We start from the raw sequence: 17,127 nt of genomic DNA on the forward strand, positions 1-17,127 counted from the left end.
CCAGGGGCCGCGGCGGCTCCCCCCGTGCCGCCCCGGCCCCTGTTCCGTTCCTGCCTGCCGTCACTCATCTGATTCCGCCGTCGCGACCAGCGAAGGAGCACCCGCATGCCCGCGCACGACCCCCGCACCGCCTCCGCCTCCCCCGCGTCCGGGGCCGTCCTCGGCCGCCGTGCCCTGCTGACCGCCGGGGCCGGGGCCGCGCTCGCCCTCGCCCTCCCGGCGGCGCCCGCCTCGGCGACCACGACGGCCTCGCCGGCCCCCCTCGGCCGGCCCTTCGGGCGGTACGGTTCCCCGGCCGCCCGGCTGAGCCGTCGGACCCTGTACGTGCACCCCGGCGGGCTCGGTGACCACACGAGCGTGCAGGCTGCGGTCGCGGCGGCGAACGGCCCCGGCTGGATCCTGGTGCTCGCCCCGGGAACGTACCGGGAGACGGTGGTCGTCGGCGCGGCCCGTACGGACATGACCTGGATCGGGGCCACCGGGAACGCCAAGGACGTCGTCGTCGTGTACGACAACGCGGCCGGGACTCCGCAGCCCGGGGGCGGCACCTACGGGACCTCGGGGTCCGCGACGACCACCGTCCAGGCGGACGGCTTCACCGCCCACGCGGTCACGTTCGCCAACGACTTCCTGCGCACGGACCTGCCGGGGAACCCCGGCACGCAGGCGGTGGCGCTGAAGGCGCAGGGCGACCGCTCGGCCTTCTTCCACTGCCGTTTCCTCGGCCACCAGGACACGCTGTACGCGGACTCGGCGTCCCTGGGTTCCTTCGCCCGCCAGTACTTCGCGTACTGCTACGTCGAGGGTGACGTGGACTTCGTCTTCGGCCGCGCGACGGCGGTGTTCGAGCACTGCCACTTCCGCACGCTGGTCCGTACGGACCTGGCGGGCGCCCCGTACGGGTTCGTCTTCGCCCCCTCGACGGCGGGACCGAACCCCTACGGGTTCCTCGCGGTCCGCTGCCGGATCACCAGCGAGGCCCCGGACGGCTTCTACAAGCTGGCCCGGCCCTGGGTGCCGAGTTCGGACCTGACGGCGCGGCCGTCGCTCGTCGTCCGCGAGAGCTTCCTCGGCGCGGGGATCGACGCCGTCGCCCCGTACGCGAACATGCGCGAGGCCCACCCGTGGCAGGCGCAGCGCTTCGCCGAGTACCGCAACACCGGGCCGGGCGCGGAGATCACGGTGCCGGAGAACCGCCCGCAGCTGACGTGGGCCGGGGCACGGGCGGCGAGCCGTGCCGGATACCTCGGCGACTGGGAACCGCGCCCGGACTGCTTCTGACACCGGGGGCGCGGGCGGGAGGGGGCGGGGGCACGGCCAGGGGCGCGGGCGTGCCCCCGGAGCCGGGCCCCGCCGGTGGGGGACGGACGGGGCCCGGGGTCTGCGGCGGCGGCGCGCCCGTCAGCCGGTGAAGGTCCACCTCTGCGCCGGGGCGTTGTCGCACGCGGCCAGCGTCAGCCGGGTGCCGTTCGCGGTGGCGCCTCCGGCCGGCGCGAGGCATCGGCCGCCGCTGCGGATCGAACTCTCGGCGCCGAGGGACCACTTCTGTCCGGCGCTCCCGTCGCACGCCTGCACGGTGACCTCGGCGGCGGCCGCGCCGTCGAGGCAGACGCCGTCCAGTCCGGTGAGCCGGCCGTCGGCGTGGAAGGTCCACTTCTGGTTGCCGCCCCCGTGGCAGGTGTAGAGCGTCGGCCGGGTGCCCGGGGCGGTGCTGCTGTACGGGAGGTCGACGCAGCTCGTGGAGGCGGCGTTGACCAGGGTCGTGTCGCTCGGCGGCGGCGCGGCGAGGCCCGTCGCGGAGAGTTCCCCGACGCTGGTCCACGGTCCGCGGTTCCCCGCCTCGCTGAGGGCCCTGAGCTTCAGGTGGCGGCCCGTCTTCGGCGTCAGCGGCAGGGTGGTGCTCCCGGCGATGTCGGCCAGGGTGCCGCTCGCCACCGGGGTGCCCCAGTCGGCGGTGGTCTCCGAGACGTAGACCTCGTAGCGGCCGACGCGGCCGTTGACTCCCCCGTCCTGCCGGGGCAGGTGGGTGAGGCCGTCGACGGTGTACCGCCCGCCGAGGTCGACGCGCAGCTCGTGCGGCAGCGGGGCGGGGGTGCCGGAGGACCAGGCGGTGTGCCAGAGCGTGGCCGGGTCGCCGTCGACGGCGTGGCCCGCCGGCTGGGCGGCCTCCTGGCTGTCCGCGGTGGCGGTCCAGCCGGCCTGGGGGATGCGCGGGGAGGCCGGGACGGGCGTCGCCGTCGGGAGGGTGGTGCCCGTCGCCTTGACCGTGAACGCTCCCGACCGGCTGCCGGCCTTGATCCACAGGAGGCCGCCGCGGTCGGCCGCGTCGAAGAACCAGCCGGTGGCGGCGGCGTCGTAGGCGCTCTTGGAGGTGTGCTTGGTCAGCTTCGTCGTGCCGACGGTGACGCCCGAGGGCGCGCCGGCGGTGTGGACGCTGAAGTCGTAGCCGCGGGAGGCGGGTTTGCCGGCGTAGCTGCCGTTCGCCGCGCCGACCGCGATGGTGACGTCGCCGGTCCCGGCGGTCGGCGCGGTGACGTCGACCTTCTGCTTGGCGAAGGCGCCGTTCTGGAAGGCGCGCGTGATGCCGTCGTCCTCGTAGAGCGTGAAGGAGGAGGTGCCGCGCGGGTGGATGTCGTAGGTGAGGGTCGAGACGGCCTTCTCACCCGTGTGGTTCATCTGCGGCCACATCGGGACGATGCCGCCGCCCTTCACGAACAGCGGCAGCCTGTCCAGGGGGGCGTGGTACCCGTGGAGCCAGCCGGGGCCCCGGTGGGTCGTGCCGGTCCAGTAGTCGGTCCAGGTTCCGGCCGGGAGGTAGATGCCGTTGCGGACGGAGGTGTCGGAGACGACCGGGGCGACGAGGAAGGAGTCGCCCGCCATGAACTGGCCGCTCGTCGCGTTGCCACGGGCCACCGGGTCGTCGGGGTACTCCAGCACCATCGCCCGCGTGCTGGGCACGCCGGTCTCGTGGGCGACGCGGCTCATGCTGTACAGGTACGGCATGAGGCGCATCTTCAGCTTGAGGTACGTGCGGTTGATCGACAGGTACGGTTCGGCGAAGCGCCAGGGCTGCTTGTCCTGGTAGCCGGCCGCGGGGTGGGTGGCGCCCCAGCCGGACATGGTCATGAAGGCGGGGGTGAACGCCTTCCACTGGAGGTCGCGGACGTAGGTCTCGGGGCTGCCGGCGAAGATCCCGTCGACGTCTCCGGCCGCGTAGTTGAGGCCGGAGAGCCCGGCGCCGGCGAGGGCGGGGACGTGCCAGCGCATGTCGTCCCAGGTGCCGTAGGTGTCGCCGGTCCAGACGACGGCGTTGCGCTGGGTTCCGGCCCAGCCGTCGACCGTCCAGACGAAGCGCCGGGCGTCGGAGTTCTTCTCGATGCCGTCGACGGCCTGCTGGACGCCGTCGAAGGCGTACTTGTAGCCGCGGCCGACCCAGGCGACGTCCGTCTTGACGGCGCGGCTGCCGGAGACGCCGACCTCGTCGCGGATGTTCGCGAGGCCGCTGTCGGTCCACAGTCCGGTCTTGAAGCCCTTCTCGCCGAGTGCCTGCACGGTGGCGGTGAGGTCGGTGTACCCGCAGCCGTAACCGTCGTTGGGCAGGAACCAGCCGGAGGGCATGTCGGCGGCGCGGGCGTCGGTGGCGTAGCCGACGACGTCGGGGGTCGTCTGGTGCCGGGCCCTCGTGTGGTCGCCGCGGTAGTCGGGGTTGGACGCGTTCCAGCAGTCGGCGTTGCCCAGCTCGAAGCCCCACTGGGGAGCGAGGAACGGTTTGCCGGTGACGTCGGTGTAGTCGTCGAGGACGCCCTTGAGGGAGGTGTCGACGAAGTACCAGGCGTCGAAGCGGTTCTCGTCGTGCGTGAACGCGCCGGGCGAGCCGAAGCTGTACGAGCCTGGCGCCCAGGTGTTGCGCATGACGCCGTAGCCCTTGGTGGACATGTAGAACGGCGCCGGGCTGGCGTTGGTGTTCTCCCGGTACTTGTTGTCGACGGCGACGGGCACGGTCTTGCCGCGCAGCGCCCACTCCCCCAGGCGCAGGCCGGTGCCGTAGAACTGCTCGTCGGCGTCCTGGGAGAGGTACTGGGTGGTCTTGGTGCCGTCCCAGCTGGTGGGTGCGGTCTCCTCCCACACGAGGGTGCGGTCGTCCGCGCGGTAGACGGAGAACCGCAGGGGTGACTTGTGGACGTGGACGGAGAGTTCGGGAGTGGTGACGCGGTAGTGGGTGCCCGCGTCGGTGAAGCCCGTCGTGACCGCTCCGAAGTCCGTGTTGATCGCGAGGTCGGTACCCGCCGGGTCGTCCGTGAAGCGGCCGTCGGGGGCGAGCCAGATGCGGAAGACGTCGGAGCGGGCGAACGAGATGCGGGCCCTGGCGCCCGAGGACGTGGTGGCCGTGAACGTCGGTCCGGACTGGCTGAACCCGGTGACCGCGCCCGCGGTTCCGGCCGCGGCGGTTCCGGTGGGGCCGACGGTGACGAGTCCGAGGCCGGCCACGAAGGTGGCGAGTGCGGTGACGAGGGATCTTCTGCGCCCGGCGTGCCTGCGGGGGGTCGAGCCGTGGGTCATGAGGCTCCCTGGGACGGTCCGGAGGCGGACGACGCTGCCGGACACCTGGAGGCGGACGGCCTGTAATGTACGCGACACAAACGCAGGATGAGAAGAGTTGCAACGAAGAGCGTTCATTCGAGCATGAACGATCGCCGGAGCCCGCTTCTCGCGGACTCCGACGATCGGCCGGGCGGGCGGGTCAGCGGCGGGGTCAGCCGATGGTCCACCGCTGGACGGTTCCGCCGGTGTCCGGCTGCTGGGTGACGGGAGCGCCGTTCGTGGCGCCGCCGGTCAGGAGCAGCCCGCTGGCCACCGAGGCGACCGTGTGGGTGCCGTCGGCCCGGCGGGTGACGTTCCACCGCTGGTTGGGGCCACCGCTGCACGTCCACTGGATGATCTTGGCGCCGGCGCTGGTGGATCCGCTGTGGACGTCGGCGCAGAGACCCGACTCGGCGTTCTTGAGGACGTAACTCCCGTCGGCCTGACGGGTGAACGTCCACTTCTGGTTGGGGCCGCCGGTCGGCGTCCAGGTGATCAGCTGGGTACCGGCGACGGTGCTGTGGTCGGGGTTGTCGAGGGCCCGGCCGTCGGCGGTCAGGGTGTGCGTCCCGTCGAGGGTGGCGGGGGCCGGACCGGTCGCGGTGAGCGTCAGGGTCTGCTCGCCGGCCGTGCGGCTGCCGCCGACGGCGTTGCCGGTGGTGTTGGTCCAGCTGCGGGTGGGCGTGGTCTCGGCGGGTCGGCCCGGGTCGGCGGAGAGCCCGATGACGAGCCCGCTGTACCGGTTGACGATCTTGTACGTGCCGGTGGGGCTGTCGTCAGTGGGAGAGGCGCCGGGGACGACGAACCACTGTTGGCCCACGGTGGGGCCGGCGGGGCCCGGGTTGGTGACGGTGGGCTTGGTGCCCCAGGCGCGGGTGGTCGTCGTCGTGGAGTCGACGCCGAGGAGCTGGCCGGTGGACGCGTTGGCGATGCGGTAGGAGCCGTCACCGTGGGACGCGAAGGTCCACGAGTCCAGGCCGGAGCCGGACGCGGAGGCCAGGGAGGTGGTGGCGGAGCTGCCGGATGCCTGGGCGAGGACGCGGCCGTCGCCGTTGGCGATGCGGTAGGTCTTGGTCGTGTCGACGGGTGCGGCGGGTGCGGTGGTGTCGATCTTCAGGTTGATGTACTCGGCGCTTGTGTTGTTCGAGCAGCCGAAGGAGCAGTAGGAGCGGAAGTCCTTGCCGACGATGCCGGAGCTGGTCTTGTTGGCGCTGTCGAGGAACCAGCGGTACCAGGAGGCGTTCTTGTAGCCGCCGGTGTCACCGAGGCGGAACCACTTCTGCGTGGTGAGGTTGTCGGTGGCGTAGATCTCCTGGGAGGCGTTCCCGCTCTGGTCGACGGCCTGGGGCTGGCCGATGTAGAGGCCGAGGTGGGCGTTGTAGGTGATGTCCATGACGAACAGGGGAGACGTCGGCGGGGTGAGGCCTGCGGCCACCTGCTCGCTCACCGAGCCGGGACTGGAGGGCTTGTACTCCTTGTCGGGCGCGGTGTATCCGGTGGTGCTGCCGGATCCGACCGGGACCATGGTGCTCTCGCGGCCGCCGACGCCCGGCTCGGTCCAGGCGCCGTTGTACCACTTGCGCCAGGAGTCGGGCGCCATCTTGCCGGAGATCGGGGCGCGGGCGACGTGCCCGTAGAAGGCGGCCCAGCCGCCGCCCTTGTTCACGAGGCGGGAGCCGTAGAAGGCGTAGAAGTAGCCGGAGGCGGTGTCCACGAACAGCCTGGGGTCACCGTCGCCGTAGTGGTACGTCTGCTGCGGGAAGGCGGCGGTGTCCCCGCGCTTCGTGCTGTAGGGGGAGGTGATGACGTGGTCCTTGATGGTCCACGTGCGGCCCTGGTCCTTGGAGACGGCGTAGTCGATGCCGTCGTAGTGGGAGTAGTCCGCGAAGGGCTCCGGGGTGAACTCGTTGTGCACCAGGCCGTACCAGTCGCCGGTGTCGGGGTCGACCCATGTGCCGACGAGAACGCAGTAGTTCCGGTGGGCGTAGGTCCCGGTGGAGGGCGCCTGGGTGGACTTCACGCCGGTCACGCTGTTGTTGCAGCGCCACGTGGTGTTGTTGTTGCGGTCGTTGGAGTTGGCCGGGTTGACCGCGTCGCTGAGGGCGCTGGAGCGGGTGGCGGTGTCGAAGTTCGTACCGGTGTAGAAGCTCCACTTGCGCGAGTCGGTCGCGCTGTAGAGCGAGTGCGCCTGCTGGAAGTAGAAGGTGCCGTCCTTGTCGATGTACGGAGCGGCCGGCGTGTCGTCCGGGGTCGTCCAGGAGCCCTTGGCGCCGACGGTGACGGTGTACGACGCGGCGGCCGGTTCCGCCGATGCGGCCGTGGGTGTCGTCAGCGTGACGGCGCCCGTGACGACCAGCGCGGCCGCGGTGAGCGCCCCGGCCAGTCTGGTGCGGGAAGCGTGCAACGGTACTCCTTCGGCAAGGGAGCCGGGGAACGGCTCCGGGGGGAGGTGCGGGAGGGGAAGGGTCAGATGAGGGGTGCGGGAGCCGTCACTTGACGGCCCCGGCGGTCATGCCGGCGCGCCAGTACCGCTGGAGCGAGAGGAAGGCGATCAGGAGCGGGACCACGGAGACCAGTGAGCCGATGACGACGAGGGGCGGGGGCACGGCCACGTGGCTGGCGTTCCAGCCCACGAGGCCGACCGTGACCGGCTGGAGCCGGTCGTCGCCGAGGACCATGGCGGGCAGCAGGTAGTTGTTCCAGATCTCCACGAACTGGAAGAGGAAGATCGTCACCAGGGCGGGGAGCATCATCCGTACCGCGATCGCGCGGAAGACGCGGAACTCGCCCGCGCCGTCGATGCGCCCGGCTTCGAGGACCTCGTCGGGCACGCTCTGTTCGGCGAAGACCCGGGCGAGGTAGACGCCGAAGGGGCTGACGACGCTCGGCAGCAGGACCGCGAGGGGGTTGTCGATCAGGTGGACGCCCGAGAACATCAGGTAGAGCGGGAGCGTGAACAGCACCTTGGGTACGAGGACGGCCGCCAGGACCGCGGAGAACAGCGCCCCACGGCCGGGGAAGTCGTACTTGGCCAGGGCGTAGCCGGTGAGCGCGGACAGGACCGTCCCGATCAGCGCGCCGACGCCGCAGTAGAGGACGCTGTTGAGCATCCAGCGCCAGAAGATGCCGCCGTCGTGGCCGCTGAGCCGGGCGATGTTGTCGAACAGGCCGAAGCCGTCGAACCACAGGCCGCTGCCGCCGAACTGCTCGCCGAAGGGCTTGGTCGCCGAGACCAGGAGCCACCAGAGCGGGAAGAGGAAGTAGAAGGCGGACAGGCCGAGGAGGGCGAGGACGGTGACGCGGCTCGCGGGGTTCGTCCCGCGCCGGGGTCCGATCCGGGCGGCGGGGGCGGGGGTCACCGTGGTCATGCGTGGTCTCCTCGGCGGGTCAGTCTGAAGAAGAGGAACGACACCGCGCCCACGGCGACGGCGAGCAGGACGGACTGGGCGGCGGCGTACGGGTAGTTGCCCGCCGCGACGGCGCTCTGCGCGGACATCAGCGGGGTGAACGCCGAGGAGATCGAGCCGCCCGAGACCGGCTGCAGGACGGCCGGTTCGTTGTACAACTGGGCCGAGCCGATGATCGAGAACACGGTGGTCAGCACGAGCGCGCCCCGCACGGCGGGGATCTTGACGCTCCAGGCGATCCGCAGGGCTGAGGCCCCGTCCATCCGGGCGGCTTCCAGGACCTCGGCGGGGATGGACTGGAGGGCCGCGTAGATGATGATCATGTTGTAACCGGCCCAGCTCCAGGTGACGATGTTGGCCACGGACCAGAGCACGACGTCCTCGTCGAAGAAGGGGACGGTGACGGCGAGGGGTTCCAGCAGCCGGTTGAGCGGGCTGGACGTCGACGCGTACATGAACGACCACACGAGGGCGGCGCTGACCCCGGGGATCGCGTAGGGGACGAAGCTCGTCAGGCGGAAGAAGCCGCGTCCGCGCGCGGACGCGGAGTCGATGAGCAGCGCCAGCGCCAGGGCGATCGCCAGCATCAGCGGCACCTGGACGACGCCGAAGAGGGCCACGCGGCCGAGCGAGGCCGTGAACGGACCGTCGTGCAGGGCCCGTACGTAGTTGTCCAGCGGGGCGAAGACCTCCGTGGGGGCGGTCAGGCCCAGGCCGGAGCGGCGGACGGTGAAGAGGCTGCTGTACGCGGCGTACACGATCGGCGCGAGGTACATCGCGAGGAAGAGGACGACGAAGGGGGCGCAGAAGAGCAGCGGGCCGCTTCGTCGGAGGGCGCGGGGGCGGTGGAGGTCTCGGGGGCGGTGGAGGTCTCGGGGGCGGTGGAGGTCTCGGGGGCGGCGGAGGTCTCGGAGGCGGCGGAGGTCCCGGGGGTGGGGGAGGTCTCGGAGGCGGTGGAGGTCTCGGGGGTGGTGCGCGTTTCCGAGGCGGTGCGCGTCGGGGGCTCGGGTCACGGTCGTTCCTCACTGGGGCCGTCGCCGGTGTGCCGGGCGGGAGCGGCGGCGACGGCGGGGGACGGGGCGGCGACCGCCGGGCGGGGGCGGTTCACCCGCCCGGCGGGCCTGTTCTACGGGGCGACGGCGAGGCCCTGCTCGCGCATCTCGGCCACGGTGGAGTCCTGGGCGTCGCCCAGCGCCTGCGCGAGGGTCCCCTTGCCGGTCCACGCCGCGCCGAGACCGTCGTTGAGCTTCGCGACCGTGGAGGTCATCAGCGGTCCCCATGTCCAGCCGGAGTCGACGCCGGGCGCGGCGGCGGCGAAGACGTCGTAGATCTGCTGACCGCCGAAGTAGGGGTCGGCCTGCAGCTGGGGCAGGTGCAGCAGCCCACTGGCCGCCGGGTAGAGCGAGGCCTTCTCGATCAGACCTCCGAACGCCTTCTCGTCCGTGCTCAGCCAGTGGGCGAACGTCCACGCGGCCTCGGTGTCCTCGCAGCCCTTGAGCACGGCCGTGGCCGAACCTCCGGCGTTGCCGACCTTGTTCGCGCCCTTCTCCCACTGCGGCATGGGGGCGACGGCCCACTGCCCGGCGGCCTGCTTGGCGCCTCCCTTGATGACGCCCGCCTGCCACACGGCGCCCACCACGGTGGCGATCTCGCCGTTGCCGAGGCCCGTGTACCAGGCCTGGTCGTACATCGGGGCGCTGCTGATCAGGCCGTCGTCGACCAGACCCTGCCAGTAGTCGGCCACCTTCTTGTTCTCGGCGGACGCCATGGTGACCTTCCAGGAGTCGCCGTCGACGCCGAACCAGTCGGCGCCCGCCTGCCAGGCGAGGCCGGCGTAGTCGTAGTCGAGGTAGGGCGAGGAGAGGAAGCGCTTGGGGTCGGAGGCATGGATCCTCCGGCCGGCCTCGCGGTACTCGGCCCAGGTGGCGGGCGGCTTCAGACCCAGCGAGTCGAAGAGCTTCTTGTTGTAGAAGAGGGCCATGGGGCCGGTGTCGACCGGTGCTCCGTAGACGGCGCTGCCGAGGCTGACGGCGTTCCAGGCGGCGGGCTGGTAGTCGTTCCTCGCGGAAGCGGCGTGCTTCGCCACGTCCTCCAGCGCGCCCTGGGCGGCGAAGCTGGGCAGGGTCTCGTAGCCGAGCTGGGCGAGGCAGGGGGCGTTGCCGGCCTTCACGGCGTTCAGCATCTTCTGGTAGCCGCCCTTCGCCCCGGGCTGCACGGCCTGGTACGTGACCCGGATGTCAGGGTGCTCGGCGTTGAAGGCCTCGACCGCGTCCTCGTACCCCGGAGCCCAGCCCCAGAATGTTATCGATGCCTTGGCGTCGCCCTGCGGGTCGGCGCCGGAGCCGGGCCCGGAGCAGCCGCTGACCGCGAGCAGGGCGGCGAGGGCTCCGGATATGCAAACAGAACGAACAAATTGACGCTTCACAGCTCCTCCTGACTACCGCGCACAGGGGGAAGGTCACCTGCACAGGGGCCGCACGGTCGGCGGGGCATCAGGGAGGTGACGCGTCCGACTCGTATCGATGGCCGGAACTATGACAGAGAATGTTATCGATGCCAATGACTTCCACCGGATCATTTCTGAGAAGGCTGGAGTACCGCCTCGGCGCCGTGTGCGGCGATATCATCGAGCGGACCGAACACGGGGAAGGGACCTCATGGGGAAGCGCGGGGACACGGACCTGGCGAAACGCCCGCCGGGCATGACGGACGTGGCACGCGTCGCGGGCGTGTCCGCGCAGACCGTCTCGCGCGCCCTCGCGGGCCATCCGAACGTGCAGGAGAAGACCCGCGCGAAGGTGCTGGCCGCGGTCGACCAGCTCGGCTACCGGCGGAACAACGCCGCCCGGATGCTCTCCTCCGGCCGCAGCCGGACCCTCGGCGTCGTCACGCTCCAGACCAACTTCTACTCCCGGGCCGCCGTCACCACCGGCATCGAGAACGCCGCCCGCGAGGCCGGTTACGCCGTCAGCACCGCCACCACCACGTCGCTGGACACCTTCGCCATCGAGAACGCGCTCTCCCGGCTCGCCGACCAGGACGTGGAGGGCATCATCCTGTCGGTGCCGCTCATCCACAGCAGCAGCCGGATCGAGCAGCTCACCCGGTCCACGCCCACCGTCACCATCGACGGGTCGCGCACCGACGCGACCGAGATCCTCGCCGTCGACCAGGCGCAGGCGGCCCGGACGGCCACCCAGCACCTCCTGGACCTCGGGCACGAGACGGTCTGGCACATCGCCGGACCCGCGGAGTGGCTCGAATCGACGCAGCGCCGCGACGGCTGGGAAGCCGCCCTCCAGGCGGCGGGCCGCGCCGTGCCGCCGCCCCTGGAAGGCGACTGGTCACCGGGCTCCGGCTACCGCAACGGCCTCGTCCTCGCCCGGATCCCCGACGTCACCGCGGTCTTCGTGGCGAGCGACGAGATGGCCTTCGGCGTGATCAGGGCCCTCCACGAGGCCGGGAGGCGCGTCCCGGACGACATCTCGGTCGTCGGCTTCGACGACATCGAGCTCGCCGAGTACTGCTCGCCCTCCCTCACCACCATCGCCCAGCCGTTCCAGCACATGGGGGCCCTCGCGGTGACCCACCTGCTGCGCCGCATCGAGGCCCCCGGCCCCCTGCCGGAACCGCATTCCGTCGAGCCGCGCCTCGTCGTCCGCGCCAGCACCACGACGGCGCCGCGCCGCTGACCGTACCCGGGGCACCCGCCCCTCCGGCTCTCCCGTCAGCCCGCCGGAGGGGGCGGATCCTCCCCCTGCCGGTCCTGCTCGGGAGAGCCGGGCGACCGCTGGTGCGGGGCGGGGCGCAGCAGGCTCAGGACCACCGAACCGGCCAGGACGACGACGATGACCGCGAGGCTGACCGGCGAGGGGATCTCGGGGATGCCGGTGCTGATCGTCTTGTGGGACGCCTGGAGGACGAGCTTCACGCCGATGAAGGCGAGGATGATCGCGAGGCCCTTGTTCAGGTAGTGGAACCGGTCGAGGAGTCCGGCGAGCATGAAGTAGAGGGCCCGCAGGCCCAGGATGGCGAACGCGTTGCTGGTGTAGACGACGAAGGCGTCGTCGCTGACGGCGAGGACGGCGGGAACGCTGTCGACGGCGAAGACCAGGTCGGCCGCCTCGATCGCGGCGACCACCGCCAGGAGCGGGGTGGCCACGCGTGTGCCGGCCTCCTTGACGAAGAACTTCATGCCGGCGTACTCGTCGCGGACCGGCACGACCGTGCGGAGCATCCGTACGGCGACGCTCTTGCCCGGGTCGAAGGTCTCCTCGTCGCCCCTGAGAAGCTTGTAGGTGCTGTAGAAGAGGACGGCGGCGAAGGCGAAGAGCACGGCGGTGAAGCGGCTCACCACCGCGACGCCGAGGGAGAGGAAGATCCCGCGGAAGACCAGGGCGCCCATGACGCCGAAGAAGAGCACGCGGTGCTGGTAGGCGCGGGGCACCTTGAAGTAGGCGAAGATGACGGCGAAGACGAAGAGGTTGTCGACCGAGAGGCTCTTCTCCAGGAGCCACGCGGTGGTGTACTCCGTGCCGGCCGTCGTGCCGAGGACGAGGAAGACGACCCCGCCGAAGACCAGGGCGAGGCCGACCCACAGGGCGCTCCAGGCGGCGGCCTCCCTGAAGCCGATCACGTGCGCGGTGCGGTGCGCCAGCAGATCCACCGCCAGCGACACCACGACCGTCACGGCGAACGCCGCCCACAGCCAGAGCGGGACCTCGAGCACACCCGTCACTCCCCGACGGCCCGCGACTGGCGCGCGGACCCCTTTACCGCATTCTGCGCCCCCTCGGGGACGCGGGCGATTCAGAGGGAGCGGGACGGGGCCACGTCGACCACCGGTCGACGGCCGGCGGAGGGCGACTCGTACAGTAGGCGGCATGCCTCGCACTTCTCCTTCAGTCGCTCTCGACACCCTGCTCGCCGGCAACCGTCGCTTCGTCGCGGGCACCCAGGACCACCCCAACCAGGACGCCGCCCGGCGCGCCCAGCTCGCGCCCGCACAGGAGCCGTTCGCCGTCATCCTCGGCTGCTCCGACTCGCGCCTCGCCGCCGAGATCATCTTCGACCAGGGGCTCGGAGACCTGTTCGTCGTGCGGACCGCCGGTCACGTGCTCGGCGCGGAGGTGCTGGGCAGCATCGAGTACGCCACGAGCGTGCTCGGCTGTCGGCTGGTCGTCGTCCTGGGACACGACTCCTGCGGCGCCGTCGCGGCGGCCCGCACCGCCGTGGAGGACGGCCTGCCGGCGCCCGGCTTCGTGCGCGACGTCGTCGAGCGCGTCACGCCGAGCATCCTGGCCGCCCGCGCCGCCGGCCTGACGGACGGCAGCGACATCATCGACGAGCACATCCGCCACACCGCGGACCTGCTGGTCAAGCGCTCCCAGGTGCTCTCGGAGCAGGTGGCGTCCGGCGAGGTCGCCGTCGTGGGCCTCGGCTACCGGCTCGCCGAGGGCAGCGCCCGGCTCGTGACGTCGCACGGCGTCGACGAGGACAGGTGATCCGGCGCATGACCCTGCCGTACGACTGCGCGGACCCGGCGGCCCGCTCCGCCGGTATCGCCGCGGCGGTGACCGCCCTCGGCCAGGGGGACCTCGTCGTCCTCCCGACCGACACCGTCTACGGCGTCGGCGCCGACGCGTTCGATCCGCGGGCCGTCGCCCGTCTGCTGGCCGCGAAGGGGCGGGGGCGTCACAAGCCCTCCCCCGTGCTCGTCGGCTCCACGGCCGCGCTCGGTGACCTGGTCGCCGACCTCCCGCGCGCGGCCGAGGATCTGATCGAGGCGTTCTGGCCCGGTGGGCTGACTCTGGTCCTCCGCCACCGGCCCTCGCTCTCCTGGGACCTCGGCGAGACCGGGGGGACGGTGGCGGTGCGAATGCCCGACCATCCGGTCGCCCTCGAACTGCTCGCCGCGGCCGGTCCGACGGCCGTCTCCAGCGCGAACCTCACCGACCAGCCCTCCCCGGAGGACTGCGAGAGCGCCCTGCGCATGCTGGGGGACTCCGTGGCGGTGTACCTCGACGCCGGGCGGACCGCGGGACCGCTGTCGTCGTCCATCGTGGACCTCACCGGTGACAGCCCGGTCCTCGTGCGCGAGGGCGTCCTGTCGGCCGCGGAGCTCGCACGCGTCGTCCCCCGTCTGACCAAGCCCTGATCCCCGGGCGGCTTCCGCGTACGACGCGCGGAAGCCGCCGCGCCCCTTTCCACCGAGGGCGCCACCTCTTCCCCTGGCCCCGTCGTACGGGGCGCGAACGGTCCCCTCCCCCACTCTCCCGCGTAGCCGGATTCCACCACCTACCCGCGTTTGCAAATATGCCGCGCGTGCAATTATTGTGGAGGCATGCAAAGGGATCGTTCAAGCATTTCCGGAAGGGGGCGAGCCATGCCGCTCGCGCTACTGGCCCTTGCCATCGGAGCCTTCGGCATCGGCACCACCGAGTTCGTGATCATGGGGCTGCTGCCCGAGATCGCCACCGACTACGGCGTCTCCATCCCCACCGCCGGCCTCCTCGTCACCGGATACGCCCTCGGCGTCGTCCTCGGCGCGCCGCTGCTCACCGTGCTCGGCACCAAGGTGAGCCGCAAGCGGATGCTGATGGTGCTCATGGGCCTGTTCGTGCTCGGCAACGTGCTCTCCGCCGTCGCCCCGAGCTTCGGGCTCATGCTGACCGGTCGGGTCGTCGCCTCGCTCGCCCACGGCGCGTTCTTCGGCATCGGCTCCGTGGTCGCCGCCGAGCTGGTCGCCCCCGGCAAGAAGGCAGGCGCCATCGCCACCATGTTCACCGGCCTTACCGTGGCCAACATCGTGGGCGTCCCGCTCGGCACCTTCATCGGACAGGCCGTCGGCTGGCGCACCACCTTCGCGCTCGTCGCCGCGCTCGGCGTCGTCGGACTGCTCGGCATCGCCAAGCTGGTGCCCGCCACGCCGCGCCCCGAGGGCGCCCGGCTGAGCGGCGAGCTGACCGCCTTCCGCAACCCGCAGGTGCTGCTCGCGATGGCGATGACGGTGCTCGGCTTCGGCGGCGTCTTCGCCGCGATCACCTACATCGCCCCGATGATGACCCACGTCGCCGGCTACTCCGAGGGCGCCGTCACCTGGCTGCTCGTCCTCTTCGGCGTCGGCATGTTCCTCGGCAACCTGATCGGCGGACGGTACGCCGACCGCGCCCTGATGCCCATGCTGTACGCCACGCTCGGCGGGCTCGCGGTCGTCCTCGCCCTCTTCACCGTCCTCGCGCACCAGAAGGTCCTGGCCGCGATCGCCATCCTGCTCGTGGGCGCGCTCGGCTTCGCCACCGTGCCACCGCTGCAGAAGAGGGTGCTCGACCAGGCGCACGGCGCGCCGACCCTGGCCTCCGCCGTCAACATCGGCGCCTTCAACCTGGGCAACGCGCTCGCCGCCTGGCTCGGCGGCCTGGTCATCTCCGCCGGCTTCGGCTACACCGCCCCGAACTGGGTCGGCGCCCTCCTCGCCGCCGCGGCCCTCGGCCTCGCCCTCTGGTCCGCCGCCCTGGAGCGCCGCGCCCCCGCGACCGCCCCGGCCTCCCCGGCGACCGCCACGGTCGATTCGACCGCCGGCACCCCTGCCCGTACCCCCGTACACCACTGACCGTCCCTTCCCCCATCCGCACCGCGTAAGGAACCGCACCACCATGAGCTCCACCGCCCCCGTCCCCACCGTGAAGCTGAACAACGGCGTCGAGATCCCCCAGCTCGGCTTCGGCGTCTTCCAGGTCCCCGACGACGAGACCGCCGCCGCCGTCACCGCCGCGCTCGACGCCGGCTACCGCAGCATCGACACCGCCGCGATCTACGGCAACGAGACCGGCGTCGGCCGGGCGCTCGCCGCCTCCGGACTGCCCCGCGAGGAGCTGTTCGTCACCACCAAGCTGTGGAACGCCGACCAGGGGTACGACGCCACGCTGCGCGCCTTCGACGCGAGCCTCGGCAAGCTGGGCCTCGACCACGTCGACCTCTACCTCGTCCACTGGCCCGCCCCGGCCCGCGACCTCTACCGCGACTCCTGGCGCGCCCTGGAGCGGCTCGCCGACGAGGGCCGGATCCGCGCCGCGGGCGTCTCCAACTTCCAGCCCGGCCACCTCGCCCGGCTGAGGGAGGGGTCCGCGCTGACCCCGGCCGTCAACCAGGTCGAGCTGCACCCCGGGCTGCAGCAGGCCGAGCTGCGCGCGCTCCACGCCGAGCACGGGATCGCCACCGAGGCCTGGAGCCCGCTCGCGCAGGGCGCGGTCCTCGGCGACCCCGTCATCGCCGGACTCGCCGCCCGCTACGGCAAGTCGCCCGCCCAGGTCGTGCTGCGCTGGCACCTCCAGCTGGGCAACGTCGTCATCCCCAAGTCGGTGACCCCGGCCCGGATCCGCGAGAACATCGACGTCTTCGACTTCGCCCTCACGGACGCGGAGATGACCGCCCTGGCGGCGCTCGACCGCGGCCTGCGCACCGGCCCGCACCCCGACGAGCTCAACTGACCCGTCGGACCGCGCCGTTGAGAGGGGCCGCGGCAGGGGTCGTGAGGGGCCGCCGCTACCGGCCGAACCCGCCGCGGAGCGTGGACCGGCCCCCGTCCGGGCCGGTGAGGAGCACGGTGTACGTGTCGGCCGAGGCGTCCCGTACCCCCTCGGCGTGGTCGTACTGCGCCGCAAAGGTGTGCGGTCCCGGCGGCACCGTACGGCCCGGCTTCAGGGTCCACCGGTAGACGAGGGCGCCGCGCTCCTCGGTCACCGTGACGGTGAAGTCCTCGGCGGGCCGGGTACGCCAGTGGCCGGTGCTGACGACGCCGCCGGTCAGGGCGACGCGCAGTTCGACGGTGAGCCCGGTGACCTCCCCCCGGGTCGTCACGGCCAACTCGCTCTGCGCCCACCAGCGGTTGCTGCCGGGGTCGACGGTGCCCCGCGCCTCCGCGGAAGAACCGGGCGCGGGCGGGGCGGTGACCGTGGCGGGCGGGGCGGGCTGTCGGTCCCGGCCCGCGGCGACGAGCCCGCCGACGCCCGCCACACCGACGCCGGCCACGCCCGCGACGGCGGCACCGACGTCAAGGCCGGTGGCACCACCGCGGTCACCTACCGCTTCATCATCCCGCGCGGCCAGGTCACGGCCTCCGACGACATCAAGCTGGCCC

13 protein-coding genes are annotated in these 17,127 nt (G+C 72.1%); 6 read left to right on the forward strand and 7 right to left on the reverse strand.

Going from position 1 to position 17,127, the window contains the following annotated elements; translation table 11 throughout:
* Nucleotides 1-105: 105 nt before the first annotated feature.
* The gene (locus tag ACWDVG_RS18265; RefSeq protein WP_451700261.1) at nucleotides 106-1,281 is read left to right on the forward strand and encodes a pectinesterase family protein; all 1,176 of its coding nucleotides are present in this window, start codon (nucleotides 106-108) and stop codon (nucleotides 1,279-1,281) included.
* 120 nt (nucleotides 1,282-1,401) lie between these two features.
* On the opposite strand, the gene ACWDVG_RS18270 is transcribed toward ACWDVG_RS18265, so the two are convergent.
* From ACWDVG_RS18270 to ACWDVG_RS18290, 5 genes are all read right to left on the reverse strand, one after another.
* Nucleotides 1,402-4,560, reverse strand: coding sequence for a TIM-barrel domain-containing protein (locus ACWDVG_RS18270; protein WP_451700263.1), 3,159 nt, complete (start codon nucleotides 4,558-4,560; stop codon nucleotides 1,402-1,404).
* A 193-nt stretch (nucleotides 4,561-4,753) separates the two neighbouring features.
* Complete coding sequence (locus ACWDVG_RS18275) at nucleotides 4,754-6,985, reverse strand: RICIN domain-containing protein (protein WP_451700264.1); 2,232 nt, start codon at nucleotides 6,983-6,985, stop codon at nucleotides 4,754-4,756.
* Between the two features lie 85 nt (nucleotides 6,986-7,070).
* Nucleotides 7,071-7,949 (reverse strand): carbohydrate ABC transporter permease, encoded by an 879-nt coding sequence (locus tag ACWDVG_RS18280; RefSeq protein WP_451700265.1) that lies wholly within the window; start codon nucleotides 7,947-7,949, stop codon nucleotides 7,071-7,073.
* Nucleotides 7,946-8,764 carry a carbohydrate ABC transporter permease gene (locus tag ACWDVG_RS18285; RefSeq protein WP_451700283.1) on the reverse strand — a complete coding sequence of 273 codons (819 nt, stop codon included), beginning with the start codon at nucleotides 8,762-8,764 and terminating at the stop codon, nucleotides 7,946-7,948. The genes ACWDVG_RS18280 and ACWDVG_RS18285 overlap by 4 nt, the downstream gene beginning before the upstream one ends.
* Before the next feature lie 350 nt (nucleotides 8,765-9,114).
* Nucleotides 9,115-10,413, reverse strand: a complete 1,299-nt coding sequence (locus ACWDVG_RS18290) for an ABC transporter substrate-binding protein (protein WP_451700266.1) — start codon at nucleotides 10,411-10,413, stop codon at nucleotides 9,115-9,117.
* Between the two features lie 232 nt (nucleotides 10,414-10,645).
* Here ACWDVG_RS18290 and ACWDVG_RS18295 point away from each other — a divergent pair, with 232 nt between their 5' ends.
* The gene (locus ACWDVG_RS18295; protein ID WP_451700267.1) at nucleotides 10,646-11,680 is read left to right on the forward strand and encodes a LacI family DNA-binding transcriptional regulator; all 1,035 of its coding nucleotides are present in this window, start codon (nucleotides 10,646-10,648) and stop codon (nucleotides 11,678-11,680) included.
* Between the two features lie 35 nt (nucleotides 11,681-11,715).
* Here the strand turns inward: ACWDVG_RS18295 and ACWDVG_RS18300 are convergent, their stop codons facing one another.
* Nucleotides 11,716-12,717 (reverse strand): TerC family protein, encoded by a 1,002-nt coding sequence (locus ACWDVG_RS18300; RefSeq protein ID WP_451700268.1) that lies wholly within the window; start codon nucleotides 12,715-12,717, stop codon nucleotides 11,716-11,718.
* Between the two features lie 154 nt (nucleotides 12,718-12,871).
* Between ACWDVG_RS18300 and ACWDVG_RS18305 the strand changes: the two genes are divergently transcribed.
* The 4 genes from ACWDVG_RS18305 to ACWDVG_RS18320 all read left to right on the forward strand — a co-directional run bounded on the left by ACWDVG_RS18305 (nucleotide 12,872) and on the right by ACWDVG_RS18320 (nucleotide 16,477).
* The gene (locus ACWDVG_RS18305) at nucleotides 12,872-13,492 is read left to right on the forward strand and encodes a carbonic anhydrase (protein ID WP_451700269.1); all 621 of its coding nucleotides are present in this window, start codon (nucleotides 12,872-12,874) and stop codon (nucleotides 13,490-13,492) included.
* A gap of 8 nt (nucleotides 13,493-13,500) precedes the next feature.
* The gene (locus tag ACWDVG_RS18310) at nucleotides 13,501-14,145 is read left to right on the forward strand and encodes an L-threonylcarbamoyladenylate synthase (protein WP_451700270.1); all 645 of its coding nucleotides are present in this window, start codon (nucleotides 13,501-13,503) and stop codon (nucleotides 14,143-14,145) included.
* Nucleotides 14,146-14,373: 228 nt separating this feature from the next.
* Entirely contained in the window at nucleotides 14,374-15,600 is a 1,227-nt protein-coding gene (locus tag ACWDVG_RS18315; RefSeq protein WP_451700272.1) for an MFS transporter, read from the forward strand.
* A gap of 43 nt (nucleotides 15,601-15,643) precedes the next feature.
* Entirely contained in the window at nucleotides 15,644-16,477 is an 834-nt protein-coding gene (locus tag ACWDVG_RS18320) for an aldo/keto reductase (RefSeq protein ID WP_451700274.1), read from the forward strand.
* 55 nt (nucleotides 16,478-16,532) lie between these two features.
* Here the strand turns inward: ACWDVG_RS18320 and ACWDVG_RS18325 are convergent.
* Nucleotides 16,533-17,127 (reverse strand): hypothetical protein (locus tag ACWDVG_RS18325; protein ID WP_451700275.1); only part of this gene is annotated, 595 nt, incomplete at its 5' end.

The sequence above is a fragment of the Streptomyces sp. NPDC003327 genome (assembly GCF_053589515.1).